Here is an 18,498-nt window from a genome sequence, read left to right on the forward strand (position 1 = left end):
GGAGAGAACATGATTACCAATTCCGTTACTCTGGAACAGGGCGTAACCGTCACCCAGCTCAAAGGTCAAGTTTATCAGGTGGCTGCAGATGGTAGCCGCAAGTTGCTGGTGGAAGGGGATGTGCTGCCGAAAGGGGCGGTGATCATGTCGCCGGATGGCGCCAGTTTCATGGGCGGCGGACACGCTTTCAATGTGCAACCGGCCAGCGAACAGAGTGAGCCTGCCGAAGAGGAAGATGCTCCTCAGCTGGCGCAAAACAGTGCCGCAGGCACACCCGATGATATCAGTGCCCTGCAAGAAGCCATTTTGGGTGGCGCTGACCCGACTCGGGCCTTTGAAGCCTCCGCCGCAGGCGGTGCACCTGCTGCCGGTGGTGGCGGGGTTGGTGGTGTCGCCGGAGCCAGTGGCAACGGCGGTTTTGTCACCATCGACCGTACCGGCTCCGCAACCATTGCCGAAGCGACCTTCGATACCACCTACAACACCAATGGCGAGCCACCGCTTGGTGCTGCTGGCGAGGATGAAGTATTTGACCTGACTCCACCCACCATTTCCGTTGTTGCGCCAGATAACACTAATGACACCACACCGACCCTGACCGGAACCACGGATGCACCTGCTGGCAGCACGGTGACCCTGGTGGTGACCGATGTCAACGGCAATCAGCAGACCCTGACCGCTATTGTCACCCCCAGCGGTACCTTCACCGTGGATGTGGTCACCCCATTGGCCGAGGGTTCTTATACCGTCACCGCCACAGTGACCGATCCTGCGGGGAATGCCGGCAGTGCAACTGATGATGGCAGTGTGGATGCAACCGCTCCAGTGATTACTGTTGATGCACCTGACAATACCAATGACACCACCCCGACCATCACGGGTACTACGGATGCACCTGCTGGCAGCACGGTCACTCTGGTCGTGACCGATGCCAATGGTAACCAGCAAAATTTGACCGCCACGGTACAACCTGGTGGCAGCTACAGCGTAGATGTCACTACTCCGCTGGCCGAAGGCAGCTATAAGGTGACGGCCAGCATCACCGATCCGGCCGGCAACACAGGTACCTCTACCGACGATGGTAGTGTTGATAGCAAGGCCCCTGACCTGGCCATCACCCTGGATGCCGACATCACCGCCGACGACGTCATCAACGCCGCCGAAGCGGGTCAGCAGATCCCGGTCAGCGGCACCGTGACGGGCGAGTTCAAGGCAGGGGACATCGTCACCCTGACCGTCAACGGTAAATCGTTCACCGGTCCTGTGGATGCCGATGGCCGCTTCACCATCCTGGTGGCGGGCAGCGACCTGGCGACCGATGGCGACCGCACCATCGATGCCAGCGTGACCAGCACCGACGTGGCGGGCAACAGCGCCACTGCGACCGACAAGGAAGGCTATCAGGTGGATACTGACCTGCCGAGCATTGATTTGTCGGCAATTGGCGATGGCAACCTGTCGGTGGCGGAAGCCAAGGCGGTCGAGCTCAAGGGCACGACCAGCAACGTGGAAGATGGCCAGAAAGTCACCCTGACTGTGACCGACGTGAACGGCAAGTCAGTGACCTTCATCGCGACCGTGAGCGGCGGCAAGTTCAGCACCACCGTAGACCTGGGGGCCAGTGGCCTGGCGGATGGCAAGTTCACCGTGAAGGCGGACGTGACCGACCAGGCGGGCAACCCGGCGAGCGACAAGGAAGAGGCGATCCTGGACAGCGACAACGCTGACCTGCCGAGCATCGACCTGGCGGCGATTGGCGATGGCAACCTGTCGGTGGCGGAAGCCAAGGCGGTTGAGCTCAAGGGCACGACCAGCAACGTGGAAGATGGTCAGAAGGTCACCCTGACTGTGACCGACGTGAACGGCAAGTCAGTGACCTTCATCGCGACCGTGACCGGCGGCAAGTTCAGCACCACCGTAGACCTGGGGGCCAGCGGCCTGGCGGATGGCAAGTTCACCGTCAAGGCGGACGTGACCGACCAGGCGGGCAACCCGGCGACCGACAGCGAGAATGCGATCCTGGACAGCGACAACGCTGACCTGCCGAGCATCGACCTGGCGGCGATTGGCGATGGCAACCTGTCGGTGGCGGAAGCCAAGGCGGTTGAGCTCAAGGGCACGACCAGCAACGTGGAAGATGGTCAGAAAGTCACCCTGACCGTGACCGACGTGAACGGCAAGTCGGTGACCTTCGAGGCGACCGTGAGCGGCGGCAAGTTCAGCACCACCGTAGACCTGGGGGCCAGTGGCCTGGCGGATGGCAAGTTCACCGTGAAGGCGGACGTGACCGACCAGGCGGGCAACCCGGCGACCGACAGCGAGAATGCGATCCTGGACAGCGACAACGCTGACCTGCCGAGCATCGACCTGGCGGCGATTGGCGATGGCAACCTGTCGGTGGCGGAAGCCAAGGCGGTTGAGCTCAAGGGCACGACCAGCAACGTGGAAGATGGTCAGAAAGTCACCCTGACCGTGACCGACGTGAACGGCAAGTCAGTGACCTTCATCGCGACCGTGACCGGCGGCAAGTTCAGCACCACCGTAGACCTGGGGGCCAGTGGCCTGGCGGATGGCAAGTTCACCGTGAAGGCGGACGTGACCGACCAGGCGGGCAACCCGGCGAGCGACAAGGAAGAGGCGATCCTGGACAGCGACAACGCTGACCTGCCGAGCATCGATCTGGCGGCGATTGGCGATGGCAACCTGTCGGTGGATGAAGCCAAGGCGGTCGAGCTCAAGGGCACGACCAGCAACGTGGAAGATGGTCAGAAAGTCACCCTGACCGTGACCGACGTGAACGGCAAGTCAGTGACCTTCATCGCGACCGTGACCGGCGGCAAGTTCAGCACCACCGTAGACCTGGGGGCCAGCGGCCTGGCGGATGGCAAGTTCACCGTCAAGGCGGACGTGACTGACCAGGCGGGCAACCCGGCGACCGACAGCGAGAATGCGATCCTGGACAGCGACAACGCTGACCTGCCGAGCATCGACCTGGCGGCGATTGGCGATGGCAACCTGTCGGTGGCGGAAGCCAAGGCGGTTGAGCTCAAGGGCACGACCAGCAACGTGGAAGATGGTCAGAAAGTCACCCTGACCGTGACCGACGTGAACGGCAAGTCGGTGAGCTTCGAGGCGACCGTGACCGGCGGCAAGTTCAGCACCACCGTAGACCTGGGGGCCAGCGGCCTGGCGGATGGCAAGTTCACCGTCAAGGCGGACGTGACTGACCAGGCGGGCAACCCGGCGACCGACAGCGAGAACGCGATCCTGGACAGCGACAACGCTGACCTGCCGGGCATCGACCTGGCGGCAATTGGCGATGGCAACCTGTCGGTGGCGGAAGCCAAGGCGGTTGAGCTCAAGGGCACGACCAGCAACGTGGAAGATGGTCAGAAGGTCACCCTGACTGTGACCGACGTGAACGGCAAGTCGGTGACCTTCGAGGCGACCGTGAGCGGCGGCAAGTTCAGCACCACCGTGGACCTGGGGGCCAGCGGCCTGGCGGATGGCAAGTTCACCGTCAAGGCGGACGTGACCGACCAGGCGGGCAACCCGGCGAGCGACAGCGAGAATGCGATCCTGGACAGCGACAGCGCTGACCTGCCGAGCATTGATTTGTCGGCAATTGGCGATGGCAACCTGTCGGTGGCGGAAGCCAAGGCGGTTGAGCTCAAGGGCACGACCAGCAACGTGGAAGATGGCCAGAAGGTCACCCTGACTGTGACCGACGTGAACGGCAAGTCAGTGACCTTCATCGCGACCGTGAGCGGCGGCAAGTTCAGCACCACCGTAGACCTGGGGGCCAGTGGCCTGGCGGATGGCAAGTTCACCGTGAAGGCGGACGTGACCGACCAGGCGGGCAACCCGGCGAGCGACAAGGAAGAGGCGATCCTGGACAGCGACAACGCTGACCTGCCGAGCATCGACCTGGCGGCGATTGGCGATGGCAACCTGTCGGTGGCGGAAGCCAAGGCGGTCGAGCTCAAGGGCACGACCAGCAACGTGGAAGATGGCCAGCAAGTCACCCTGACTGTGACCGACGTGAACGGCAAGTCGGTGACCTTCGAGGCGACCGTGAGCGGCGGCAAGTTCAGCACCACCGTAGACCTGGGGGCCAGTGGCCTGGCGGATGGCAAGTTCACCGTGAAGGCGGACGTGACCGACCAGGCGGGCAACCCGGCGAGCGACAAGGAAGAGGCGATCCTGGACAGCGACAACGCTGACCTGCCGAGCATCGACCTGGCGGCGATTGGCGATGGCAACCTGTCGGTGGCGGAAGCCAAGGCGGTTGAGCTCAAGGGCACGACCAGCAACGTGGAAGATGGTCAGAAGGTCACCCTGACTGTGACCGACGTGAACGGCAAGTCAGTGACCTTCATCGCGACCGTGACCGGCGGCAAGTTCAGCACCACCGTAGACCTGGGGGCCAGCGGCCTGGCGGATGGCAAGTTCACCGTCAAGGCGGACGTGACCGACCAGGCGGGCAACCCGGCGACCGACAGCGAGAATGCGATCCTGGACAGCGACAACGCTGACCTGCCGAGCATCGACCTGGCGGCGATTGGCGATGGCAACCTGTCGGTGGCGGAAGCCAAGGCGGTCGAGCTCAAGGGCACGACCAGCAACGTGGAAGATGGTCAGAAAGTCACCCTGACCGTGACCGACGTGAACGGCAAGTCGGTGACCTTCGAGGCGACCGTGAGCGGCGGCAAGTTCAGCACCACCGTAGACCTGGGGGCCAGTGGCCTGGCGGATGGCAAGTTCACCGTGAAGGCGGACGTGACCGACCAGGCGGGCAACCCGGCGACCGACAGCGAGAATGCGATCCTGGACAGCGACAACGCTGACCTGCCGAGCATCGACCTGGCGGCGATTGGCGATGGCAACCTGTCGGTGGCGGAAGCCAAGGCGGTTGAGCTCAAGGGCACGACCAGCAACGTGGAAGATGGTCAGAAAGTCACCCTGACCGTGACCGACGTGAACGGCAAGTCAGTGACCTTCATCGCGACCGTGACCGGCGGCAAGTTCAGCACCACCGTAGACCTGGGGGCCAGTGGCCTGGCGGATGGCAAGTTCACCGTGAAGGCGGACGTGACCGACCAGGCGGGCAACCCGGCGAGCGACAAGGAAGAGGCGATCCTGGACAGCGACAACGCTGACCTGCCGAGCATCGACCTAGCGGCAATTGGCGATGGCAACCTGTCGGTGGCGGAAGCCAAGGCGGTCGAGCTCAAGGGCACGACCAGCAACGTGGAAGATGGCCAGAAAGTCACCCTGACCGTGACCGACGTGAACGGCAAGTCAGTGACCTTCATCGCGACCGTGACCGGCGGCAAGTTCAGCACCACCGTAGACCTGGGGGCCAGTGGCCTGGCGGATGGCAAGTTCACCGTCAAGGCGGACGTGACCGACCAGGCGGGCAACCCGGCGAGCGACAAGGAAGAGGCGATCCTGGACAGCGACAACGCTGACCTGCCGAGCATCGACCTGGCGGCGATTGGCGATGGCAACCTGTCGGTGGATGAAGCCAAGGCGGTTGAGCTCAAGGGCACGACCAGCAACGTGGAAGATGGTCAGAAAGTCACCCTGACCGTGACCGACGTGAACGGCAAGTCAGTGACCTTCATCGCGACCGTGAGCGGCGGCAAGTTCAGCACCACCGTGGACCTGGGGGCCAGCGGCCTGGCGGATGGCAAGTTCACCGTCAAGGCGGACGTGACTGACCAGGCGGGCAACCCGGCGACCGACAGCGAGAATGCGATCCTGGACAGCGACAGCGCTGACCTGCCGAGCATCGACCTGGCGGCAATTGGCGATGGCAACCTGTCGGTGGCGGAAGCCAAGGCGGTTGAGCTCAAGGGCACGACCAGCAACGTGGAAGATGGCCAGAAGGTCACCCTGACCGTGACCGACGTGAACGGCAAGTCGGTGACCTTCGAGGCGACCGTGAGCGGCGGCAAGTTCAGCACCACCGTGGACCTGGGGGCCAGCGGCCTGGCGGATGGCAAGTTCACCGTCAAGGCGGACGTGACCGACCAGGCGGGCAACCCGGCGACCGACAGCGAGAACGCGATCCTGGACAGCGACAACGCTGACCTGCCGGGCATCGACCTGGCGGCAATTGGCGATGGCAACCTGTCGGTGGCGGAAGCCAAGGCGGTTGAGCTCAAGGGCACGACCAGCAACGTGGAAGATGGTCAGAAAGTCACCCTGACCGTGACCGACGTGAACGGCAAGTCAGTGACCTTCATCGCGACCGTGACCGGCGGCAAGTTCAGCACCACCGTAGACCTGGGGGCCAGCGGCCTGGCGGATGGCAAGTTCACCGTCAAGGCGGACGTGACTGACCAGGCGGGCAACCCGGCGACCGACAGCGAGAATGCGATCCTGGACAGCGACAACGCTGACCTGCCGAGCATCGACCTGGCGGCGATTGGCGATGGCAACCTGTCGGTGGCGGAAGCCAAGGCGGTTGAGCTCAAGGGCACGACCAGCAACGTGGAAGATGGTCAGAAAGTCACCCTGACCGTGACCGACGTGAACGGCAAGTCGGTGAGCTTCGAGGCGACCGTGACCGGCGGCAAGTTCAGCACCACCGTAGACCTGGGGGCCAGCGGCCTGGCGGATGGCAAGTTCACCGTCAAGGCGGACGTGACTGACCAGGCGGGCAACCCGGCGACCGACAGCGAGAACGCGATCCTGGACAGCGACAACGCTGACCTGCCGGGCATCGACCTGGCGGCAATTGGCGATGGCAACCTGTCGGTGGCGGAAGCCAAGGCGGTTGAGCTCAAGGGCACGACCAGCAACGTGGAAGATGGTCAGAAAGTCACCCTGACCGTGACCGACGTGAACGGCAAGTCGGTGAGCTTCGAGGCGACCGTGAGCGGCGGCAAGTTCAGCACCACCGTAGACCTGGGGGCCAGCGGCCTGGCGGATGGCAAGTTCACCGTCAAGGCGGACGTGACCGACCAGGCGGGCAACCCGGCGACCGACAGCGAGAATGCGATCCTGGACAGCGACAACGCTGACCTGCCGAGCATTGATTTGTCGGCAATTGGCGATGGCAACCTGTCGGTGGCGGAAGCCAAGGCGGTCGAGCTCAAGGGCACGACCAGCAACGTGGAAGATGGCCAGAAAGTCACCCTGACCGTGACCGACGTGAACGGCAAGTCAGTGACCTTCATCGCGACCGTGAGCGGCGGCAAGTTCAGCACCACCGTAGACCTGGGGGCCAGTGGCCTGGCGGATGGCAAGTTCACCGTGAAGGCGGACGTGACCGACCAGGCGGGCAACCCGGCGAGCGACAAGGAAGAGGCGATCCTGGACAGCGACAACGCTGACCTGCCGGGCATCGACCTGGCGGCGATTGGCGATGGCAACCTGTCGGTGGCGGAAGCCAAGGCGGTCGAGCTCAAGGGCACGACCAGCAACGTGGAAGATGGCCAGAAAGTCACCCTGACCGTGACCGACGTGAACGGCAAGTCAGTGACCTTCATCGCGACCGTGACCGGCGGCAAGTTCAGCACCACCGTAGACCTGGGGGCCAGCGGCCTGGCGGATGGCAAGTTCACCGTCAAGGCGGACGTGACCGACCAGGCGGGCAACCCGGCGACCGACAGCGAGAATGCGATCCTGGACAGCGACAACGCTGACCTGCCGAGCATCGACCTGGCGGCGATTGGCGATGGCAACCTGTCGGTGGCGGAAGCCAAGGCGGTTGAGCTCAAGGGCACGACCAGCAACGTGGAAGATGGTCAGAAGGTCACCCTGACTGTGACCGACGTGAACGGCAAGTCGGTGACCTTCGAGGCGACCGTGACCGGCGGCAAGTTCAGCACCACCGTAGACCTGGGGGCCAGCGGCCTGGCGGATGGCAAGTTCACCGTCAAGGCGGACGTGACCGACCAGGCGGGCAACCCGGCGAGCGACAAGGAAGAGGCGATCCTGGACAGCGACAACGCTGACCTGCCGAGCATCGACCTGGCGGCGATTGGCGATGGCAACCTGTCGGTGGCGGAAGCCAAGGCGGTCGAGCTCAAGGGCACGACCAGCAACGTGGAAGATGGCCAGAAAGTCACCCTGACCGTGACCGACGTGAACGGCAAGTCAGTGACCTTCATCGCGACCGTGACCGGCGGCAAGTTCAGCACCACCGTGGACCTGGGGGCCAGCGGCCTGGCGGATGGCAAGTTCACCGTCAAGGCGGACGTGACCGACCAGGCGGGCAACCCGGCGAGCGACAGCGAGAATGCGATCCTGGACAGCGACAGCGCTGACCTGCCGAGCATTGATTTGTCGGCAATTGGCGATGGCAACCTGTCGGTGGCGGAAGCCAAGGCGGTTGAGCTCAAGGGCACGACCAGCAACGTGGAAGATGGTCAGAAAGTCACCCTGACCGTGACCGACGTGAACGGCAAGTCGGTGACCTTCATCGCGACCGTGACCGGCGGCAAGTTCAGCACCACCGTGGACCTGGGGGCCAGCGGCCTGGCGGATGGCAAGTTCACCGTCAAGGCGGACGTGACCGACCAGGCGGGCAACCCGGCGAGCGACAAGGAAGAGGCGATCCTGGACAGCGACAACGCTGACCTGCCGGGCATCGACCTGGCGGCAATTGGCGATGGCAACCTGTCGGTGGCGGAAGCCAAGGCGGTTGAGCTCAAGGGCACGACCAGCAACGTGGAAGATGGCCAGAAGGTCACCCTGACCGTGACCGACGTGAACGGCAAGTCAGTGACCTTCATCGCGACCGTGACCGGCGGCAAGTTCAGCACCACCGTAGACCTGGGGGCCAGTGGCCTGGCGGATGGCAAGTTCACCGTGAAGGCGGACGTGACCGACCAGGCGGGCAACCCGGCGAGCGACAAGGAAGAGGCGATCCTGGACAGCGACAACGCTGACCTGCCGAGCATTGATTTGTCGGCGATTGGCGATGGCAACCTGTCGGTGGATGAAGCCAAGGCGGTCGAGCTCAAGGGCACGACCAGCAACGTGGAAGATGGCCAGAAAGTCACCCTGACCGTGACCGACGTGAACGGCAAGTCAGTGACCTTCATCGCGACCGTGACCGGCGGCAAGTTCAGCACCACCGTAGACCTGGGGGCCAGCGGCCTGGCGGATGGCAAGTTCACCGTCAAGGCGGACGTGACCGACCAGGCGGGCAACCCGGCGACCGACAGCGAGAATGCGATCCTGGACAGCGACAACGCTGACCTGCCGAGCATCGACCTGGCGGCGATTGGCGATGGCAACCTGTCGGTGGCGGAAGCCAAGGCGGTTGAGCTCAAGGGCACGACCAGCAACGTGGAAGATGGTCAGAAGGTCACCCTGACTGTGACCGACGTGAACGGCAAGTCGGTGACCTTCGAGGCGACCGTGACCGGCGGCAAGTTCAGCACCACCGTAGACCTGGGGGCCAGCGGCCTGGCGGATGGCAAGTTCACCGTCAAGGCGGACGTGACCGACCAGGCGGGCAACCCGGCGAGCGACAAGGAAGAGGCGATCCTGGACAGCGACAACGCTGACCTGCCGAGCATCGACCTGGCGGCGATTGGCGATGGCAACCTGTCGGTGGCGGAAGCCAAGGCGGTCGAGCTCAAGGGCACGACCAGCAACGTGGAAGATGGCCAGAAAGTCACCCTGACCGTGACCGACGTGAACGGCAAGTCAGTGACCTTCATCGCGACCGTGAGCGGCGGCAAGTTCAGCACCACCGTAGACCTGGGGGCCAGTGGCCTGGCGGATGGCAAGTTCACCGTCAAGGCGGACGTGACCGACCAGGCGGGCAACCCGGCGAGCGACAAGGAAGAGGCGATCCTGGACAGCGACAGCGCTGACCTGCCGAGCATCGACCTGGCGGCAATTGGCGATGGCAACCTGTCGGTGGATGAAGCCAAGGCGGTCGAGCTCAAGGGCACGACCAGCAACGTGGAAGATGGTCAGAAGGTCACCCTGACTGTGACCGACGTGAACGGCAAGTCGGTGACCTTCGAGGCGACCGTGAGCGGCGGCAAGTTCAGCACCACCGTGGACCTGGGGGCCAGCGGCCTGGCGGATGGCAAGTTCACCGTCAAGGCGGACGTGACCGACCAGGCGGGCAACCCGGCGACCGACAGCGAGAATGCGATCCTGGACAGCGACAACGCTGACCTGCCGGGCATCGACCTGGCGGCAATTGGCGATGGCAACCTGTCGGTGGATGAAGCCAAGGCGGTTGAGCTCAAGGGCACGACCAGCAACGTGGAAGATGGTCAGAAAGTCACCCTGACCGTGACCGACGTGAACGGCAAGTCAGTGACCTTCATCGCGACCGTGACCGGCGGCAAGTTCAGCACCACCGTGGACCTGGGGGCCAGCGGCCTGGCGGATGGCAAGTTCACCGTCAAGGCGGACGTGACTGACCAGGCGGGCAACCCGGCGACCGACAGCGAGAATGCGATCCTGGACAGCGACAGCGCTGACCTGCCGAGCATCGACCTGGCGGCAATTGGCGATGGCAACCTGTCGGTGGCGGAAGCCAAGGCGGTTGAGCTCAAGGGCACGACCAGCAACGTGGAAGATGGCCAGAAGGTCACCCTGACCGTGACCGACGTGAACGGCAAGTCGGTGACCTTCGAGGCGACCGTGAGCGGCGGCAAGTTCAGCACCACCGTGGACCTGGGGGCCAGCGGCCTGGCGGATGGCAAGTTCACCGTCAAGGCGGACGTGACCGACCAGGCGGGCAACCCGGCGACCGACAGCGAGAACGCGATCCTGGACAGCGACAACGCTGACCTGCCGGGCATCGACCTGGCGGCAATTGGCGATGGCAACCTGTCGGTGGCGGAAGCCAAGGCGGTTGAGCTCAAGGGCACGACCAGCAACGTGGAAGATGGTCAGAAAGTCACCCTGACCGTGACCGACGTGAACGGCAAGTCAGTGACCTTCATCGCGACCGTGACCGGCGGCAAGTTCAGCACCACCGTGGACCTGGGGGCCAGCGGCCTGGCGGATGGCAAGTTCACCGTCAAGGCGGACGTGACCGACCAGGCGGGTAACCCGGCGACCGACAGCGAGAATGCGATCCTGGACAGCGACAGCGCTGACCTGCCGAGCATTGATTTGTCGGCGATTGGCGATGGCAACCTGTCGGTGGCGGAAGCCAAGGCGGTCGAGCTCAAGGGCACGACCAGCAACGTGGAAGATGGCCAGCAAGTCACCCTGACTGTGACCGACGTGAACGGCAAGTCGGTGACCTTCGAGGCGACCGTGAGCGGCGGCAAGTTCAGCACCACCGTAGACCTGGGGGCCAGTGGCCTGGCGGATGGCAAGTTCACCGTGAAGGCGGACGTGACCGACCAGGCGGGCAACCCGGCGAGCGACAAGGAAGAGGCGATCCTGGACAGCGACAACGCTGACCTGCCGAGCATCGACCTGGCGGCGATTGGCGATGGCAACCTGTCGGTGGCGGAAGCCAAGGCGGTTGAGCTCAAGGGCACGACCAGCAACGTGGAAGATGGTCAGAAAGTCACCCTGACCGTGACCGACGTGAACGGCAAGTCAGTGACCTTCATCGCGACCGTGACCGGCGGCAAGTTCAGCACCACCGTGGACCTGGGGGCCAGCGGCCTGGCGGATGGCAAGTTCACCGTCAAGGCGGACGTGACCGACCAGGCGGGCAACCCGGCGAGCGACAGCGAGAATGCGATCCTGGACAGCGACAGCGCTGACCTGCCGAGCATTGATTTGTCGGCAATTGGCGATGGCAACCTGTCGGTGGCGGAAGCCAAGGCGGTTGAGCTCAAGGGCACGACCAGCAACGTGGAAGATGGTCAGAAAGTCACCCTGACCGTGACCGACGTGAACGGCAAGTCGGTGACCTTCATCGCGACCGTGACCGGCGGCAAGTTCAGCACCACCGTGGACCTGGGGGCCAGCGGCCTGGCGGATGGCAAGTTCACCGTCAAGGCGGACGTGACCGACCAGGCGGGCAACCCGGCGAGCGACAAGGAAGAGGCGATCCTGGACAGCGACAACGCTGACCTGCCGGGCATCGACCTGGCGGCAATTGGCGATGGCAACCTGTCGGTGGCGGAAGCCAAGGCGGTTGAGCTCAAGGGCACGACCAGCAACGTGGAAGATGGCCAGAAGGTCACCCTGACCGTGACCGACGTGAACGGCAAGTCAGTGACCTTCATCGCGACCGTGACCGGCGGCAAGTTCAGCACCACCGTGGACCTGGGGGCCAGCGGCCTGGCGGATGGCAAGTTCACCGTGAAGGCGGACGTGACCGACCAGGCGGGCAACCCGGCGACCGACAGCGAGAATGCGATCCTGGACAGCGTAGCTTCCTCAGCACCGACCGTGACCATCGTTGATGACACCAATAATGACCAAATGCTGACCAAGGCCGAGATTGGCAATGATCAGATCCAGGTTCGGGCAGAGGTCAATCATGCTGACTTGGTTGCGGGTGGCAAGGTGACGCTGACTATCAACAATGGCGGGGTGAACAGCACTGTCCAATTGACGCTCAAGGCCGATGGCACCCTGCTGGCAAGCAATGGCAAGAGCTACGGCTATCAGAACGGCACCATCAGCTGGACGGAAACGACCCCGGCCAACGGCAAGTCGTTGACGGTGACGGCAACCCAGACTGACAAGGCGGGCAACGTCTCACTGCCGGGCAGCGACAACGCGCAGATCCTGAATGAAGCGCCGGAGACTGTGAATAAACAGGCAAACGGTCAGGAAGATGCCGCCAGCATCGCCATTCCGACCCTCAGTGGCAGCGACATTGATGGCAACGTGGTGAGTTTCACCATCAAGAGCCTGCCTGCCAACGGCATCCTCTATCTGAACGGGGTGGCGGTGACCGTGGATCAGAGCATTGCGGTGGCGGACGCCGGCAAGCTCACCTTCACTCCGAATGCGAACTGGAATGGCAACACCAGCTTCAACTATGCGGCGGTAGACAACGACGGCGCCGTGGATGCGAGTCCCGCAACCGTGACCATCAAGGTGGATGCGGTCAACGATCTGCCGACACTGAGCATCTCCAACGGGGTTGTCGTCTCTGAAGAGGGGTTGGCAAACGGCATTGCCGACACGGTCGGCAACCCGGATACCACCAATGCCATCAAGGCGTCGGGTACCCTCTCGGTGGGCGACATCGACAGCAGCACACTCAACATTTCCCTGAATGGACCGGCCGGGCTGACGTCCGGTGGGGCCAAGGTCCAGTGGAGCTGGGATGCGGGCAGCAAGACGCTGGTTGGCTACACAGGAGTGATTGGCGGCGCCGATTACAAGGCGGTGGTCGAGGTCAAGCTGACGGCACCCAATGCCAGCGGCAAGGGAGAGTGGACCTATGACGTGACCCTCAAAGGCCCCCTCGACCACGGGGATACGACCTCGGAAGACAAGCTGTCGTTCCAGCTGGATGTGGAGGTCTCCGATGGCAGCGGTGTCACCAAGGGCAAGCTGGATGTCAGCGTCGAGGACGACTCCCCCATTGCCGGCAACAGCGATGCCGTTTCCGTGGTGAAGACCGATATTCCGAACGTGCTGACCGGGCTCTTCGACCTGACCAAGTACAGTGGCAACCAGAGCATCCTGAACATGGCGGGCTTTACCATCAGCGCCCTGGGCTTCAAGTCGGCAACCGATTCCTCACTGGTAACGGCGGATGTCAATGGCTCCAGCTCGGGGCTGGGGGTGGCCAGCGGTGCTGCGCCTTACCACAACCTCGCCAACGAGATTGACTTCCGTCACTTTGCCGACGGGTCGTCCGCCTCCGAGCAGTTGATCGTCAGGCTGGATGCAGGCAAGGTTGCCTACGGCGCCAACATCAAGTTCAGCAAGATGTTTGGCGGCGAGCTCGAGAGCGGGGTCGTGGAGTTCTATCGCGGTGGTGTACTGATCAGTACCCTGGTATTCAACTCCAACGCATCGGGTGGGGAGTTCAACCAGAACTTCCAGGTGCAGCAGGGCGGCTTTGATACCATGGTGATCAAGGCGACCAACAACGGCAACACCAATACCTCCGACAACAGCGACTTCACCGTACAGAGCATCGAGTTCCTCGGTTCCAACACGGCGCAGGCAATCGCCTATGGTTCCGGCACCGTGACCCCGCAGTGGGGGGCGGACGGCAAGGGCTCCATCGGGCTGGTAATGGACCCGGCAACCTTCGAAAATGGTCTGCGAACGGCTTCCGGTTCTGCCATCGCCATCACCGCCAGCGGCGCCAATACCCTGGTCGGGAAGGATGCGGACGGCAACCTTGTCTTCAAGCTGGAGTTTACGCCGGCCACAGGCAAGTGGGAGTTCTTCCAGTATCAGCGTATGTCCAAACCTCTGGGTGATGGTGACATCGACTTCCAGATCCGGGTGGTGGATGGTGACGGCGACGCCAGCATTGGCTCCTTTGCAACCAAGCCTCTCTTCACGCCGCTGGTTCAGGGAGTCTCCAGCGAGAGCGTAACCGAAGGGGGCAATCTGCTGCACAAAGTCACCCTGTCAGATGCGACCCAGGAAGCGACTGAATACGATTTCGCCATTCGTGGTTCGGGCAACAACCCCGCCTCCAACCAGGATTGGGGCAATGCCCAGTTCAGCAATGGTGTGACCTATAACAGCACTACCGGCAAGATCACAGTACCAGCCGGCGTGTCGGACTTCACTGTGACCATCCCGACGGTGAACGATCGCTTGGTCGAAACGAACGAGACCCTCTCGGTGACCATCGGTGGGCAGAGCGGGACCGGCACCATAGTGGACAACGATCGGGCGCCGGTGACCACGGGTGGCTACAGTGCCGGCAAGGAGGACACGCCACTGGTGCTGAAGTGGGCCCAGTTTGGTGCCAGCGATGATCAGGCCGCTTCTGACCTGAGCGTGCAGATCAACACCCTGCCGCTGAGCGGCAAGCTGGAATACCTGAACGCTGCTGGCCAGTGGATTGCGGTGAAGGTGGGGGATCTTGTCTCCTACGCCGATATCGACAGCGGCCATCTGCGCTTTGTGCCTAGCCTCAATGAATCCAGCAGCAATGCCCTCAATGGTGGCGGTACGACGACGGGCAACCAGCAAGGGGACTACGCCACTCTGGGTTACCAGATCAGCGATGGTGCCAACCTGAGTAACTCAGGCAAGCTGGTGATCGATATCACAGCGGTCGCGGACAAGCCGGTGGTCGACATCAGCCTGACGGGCAACGGCGTCCCGCTTTATACCCAGTACCCGTCGTCCGGCATCTCCACCGGGGCGTTCCAGAGCGGCAACTTCAACAAGGGCAACTTTGGCATCACCAATAGTCTGACCGACAGCACCACCAGTCAGGATCAAGTGGTGGGTGGCAACGGCAATGACTACATCGTCAGCGTTAAGGGCGGCGGCGATTACTTCGTCGGCGGTGCTGGCAATGACGTGCTGGTCGGTGGTAACTCCACCTCAGGTGACACCCTCGACGGCGGTACCGGCAACGATATCCTGGTGGCCGGACTGGGTGGCGACACCCTGTTTGGCGGTGCCGGTACCGACCTGGCCGTACTGATGGGCTCGCGTGCCAACTATGTCATCGAGCGCAGAAGTGATGGCGGCTTCAACTTCCTGGTGAAGGAGAACGGCGTCACCATCAGCAAGTCGCTCTACGACATCGAGCTGGTGCAGTTTGATGACGGTATCTACCAGTTCAACCAGACCGACGGCACCCTGACGGCGGTACAGCCGAGCGTGGTGGATTACCCGCTCGAGATCACTGCTTCCCTGACCGACCGGGATGGTAGCGAGCAGTTCGACAGCCTGGTGCTGACCGGCATGCCGACGGGGTCGACCCTCTATCAGGGCTCCACCGCGCTCGGTACCGTGGGGGCCAATGGCACGCTGACGCTGAGCGGTCTGTGGAACCAGAGTGCACTGGACATCAAACTGACCGGTCTGACCCTGCGGGTGCCGGGCAGCAGTGCCGGCCAGTTCGACCTCAAGGTTGAAGCCATCGCCAAGGAAGTGGCGACCGATCAGACCAGCAGCGCATCGGATCAGGACTCGATCCGCATGAGCTACTTCCTTTCTACCGAAGGGGAGCCGGGCGATCAGAACCGCACCTATGGCAGCGAACACAATATCGTGGTCGGGGATCTGGATGGCAGCGTGGTGCTGCCGGGCCAGAACTACAACATCGCCTTTATGGTCGACAGCTCGGGCAGTATCGGCACCAGCGCCATGAACACCATAAAGAGCCAGTTGGCACAGATCTTCGCCAGCCTCAAGGCGAGCGCAGGTAGCGAAGGGGCTGGTACAGTCAACATCATGCTGGTTGACTTTGATGCTCTGTCGAATGCCAGTATTAGTGTGAACCTGAAAGACAGCAATGCCTTGAATCAGCTGCAGGCTGTAATCGATTCCATGAGTAGCGGAGGGGGTACCAACTATGAAGATGTGTTCAAGACGGTTGCCAACTGGTTCAGTAGTTCTACGGCTCAAAGTAACAGTAATGCCAAGAATCTGACCTATTTCATTACCGATGGTCAGCCGACTTATTACCTCGGTAACGAAGGTTCCAACCCGAGGGTATTGAATTTCTCAGGTAGCAGCTATGACGTCTATCTCAACAGTCTGCTTGGTGGCACCTATATTCCGGGTCGGGTATATAGCTCCAATGGCTACACCATCATCGATAGCGCTGGCCGAGTGTATGCCGATGGTAGATACAGCAACCCGATCGGTTTTATGCGTCCGGATGGTAGAGGGGGATATACCTACTCAACACTGGATGGTGATGGCGGCACTACCTCCAGCTCAACTATCAATAACTCGGTAGCAGGTTTTGGGCTGCTTACTGGGATGGGGGTTACGGTAGAAGCGATCGGACTGGGGGCCAACATCTCCTACAACGATCTCAAGTCCTATGACTCTGACGGCGTCATCATGACCGGCGTCAACGCCAGCGATTTGGCCAACGCCATCTTGGGCACCTCGGTGAATAACCTGCCGGGCAGTGACCGGATCGACGGCGGTGCTGGCGACGACATCCTGTTCGGGGATGCCATCCACTTCGCCAGTATCAACGGTGAAGGCTACGCGGCCATCAAGCAGTATGTGGCCGGCAAGCTGGGCGCAGGCTCGGTGACCGATGCCCAGGTCCATGACTACATCACGGACCATGCCAGCGAGTTCGATCAGTCCTCCAGCAATGACAAGGCGGACGTGCTGATTGGCGGGGATGGCAACGACATCCTGTTCGGTCAGGGGGGCGATGACTTCCTGTTCGGTGGTGCCGGCAACGACATCCTGTTCGGTGGTGCCGGCAACGACACCCTGTATGGCGAGAGCGGTAACGATACCCTGTACGGTGGCAGTGGCAACGATACCCTGTTTGGTGGAATCGGCGACGATAACCTGATCGGCGGTCTGGGCAATGACATCCTGGTCGGCGGGCTTGGCAATGACATCCTCAAGGGGGATGGCGGTGCCGATACCTTCACCTGGCTGCAGGGCGACACAGCCGCAGGCAGCGTTGCCAAGGATTACGTGGTCGACTTCTCCAAGGCGGAAGGTGACAAGCTGGATCTGAGCGACCTGCTGGATCACGATGGTTCTCGTAACCAGAACGATCTGAAGAGCCTGCTGTCGGTGTTCCAGGACAATGAGGGGGTACATCTACAGGTCAAGGAGAGCAGTACTGCGCCGGTGACTCAGGAGATTGTACTGATGAACCATACCTTCGATAGTCTGACGGGGGGGGCCGGTACCACTGCCAACCAGGTGATCGATTACATGTTGACTAACAACATGCTCGATATCGACAAGTAAGCCCAACTCGGGGCAATAAAAAAGCGGCAGAGTAATCTGCCGCTTTTTTTATCTTTGCAGGTAAGTGAAATCAGTTGCCGAGGGTGGCGAACAGGCTCTGCTCCAGAGAGCCGCGGGAGACACAGACCGGCTTGATGGACGGGGCTGGTACGCGCTCGCCTGAGGATTCAACAAAGAACAGCTCGGTGTTGCCCTTGACGTTGACAGTGGCCACGCTGCTGTTGCCGCTCTGGGTGATGATCAGGTTGATCTGCAGGTTCGGGTTGCCCAGTGCTACTTTTGAACCCATGGTACCGCAGTCCAGCCACTCAAGTCCGTCGGCCGACTGGTTGACATTGGCGGTCATCAGGCCGGCACCGCGCTGACTGTTTTCGATGGTGAGGCCGTGGTCGGTGAACCACTTTTCGGCGCGAGCCCACACCAGATCCACCGGGATCGCCATCTCCTGGGTATTGTTGGTCGCCTTGGCGACCGGCGGGTTGTAGCGATACTCCTCACCACCGTTATTGTCGCCAGCACAACCTGCCAGCAGCAGCGCCAATGCGCACCCCATCATCTTTTTCATCTTGCTTCTCTCGTCCATTTATCAGGCCATTGGCCAACCGGTGCCTATTATCACCTGAGCGACAACCTCTGTCAGCATGCGTGCTGCATCGGTGTAAATGGAGGGGTTACCGGGGGTGCTTTACAAAATTGGTTTGC

The 18,498-nt window shown here is 62.2% G+C and carries 2 protein-coding genes; one reads left to right on the forward strand and one right to left on the reverse strand.

All coding sequences use genetic code 11. From position 1 onward, the window contains the following. Positions 1–9: 9 nt before the first annotated feature. A complete protein-coding gene (locus tag I6L35_RS21115) occupies positions 10–17,796 on the forward strand; it encodes an Ig-like domain-containing protein (protein WP_254204561.1) in 17,787 nt (5,928 codons plus the stop codon). Between the two features lie 70 nt (positions 17,797–17,866). On the opposite strand, the gene I6L35_RS10670 is transcribed toward I6L35_RS21115, so the two are convergent. Continuing rightward, positions 17,867–18,361 carry a hypothetical protein gene (locus I6L35_RS10670; RefSeq protein WP_216980216.1) on the reverse strand — a complete coding sequence of 165 codons (495 nt, stop codon included), beginning with the start codon at positions 18,359–18,361 and terminating at the stop codon, positions 17,867–17,869. Positions 18,362–18,498 lie beyond the last annotated feature (137 nt).

Origin of the sequence: Aeromonas sp. FDAARGOS 1405, assembly GCF_019048265.1 — a bacterium.
Classification (GTDB): domain Bacteria; phylum Pseudomonadota; class Gammaproteobacteria; order Enterobacterales; family Aeromonadaceae; genus Aeromonas; species Aeromonas veronii_A.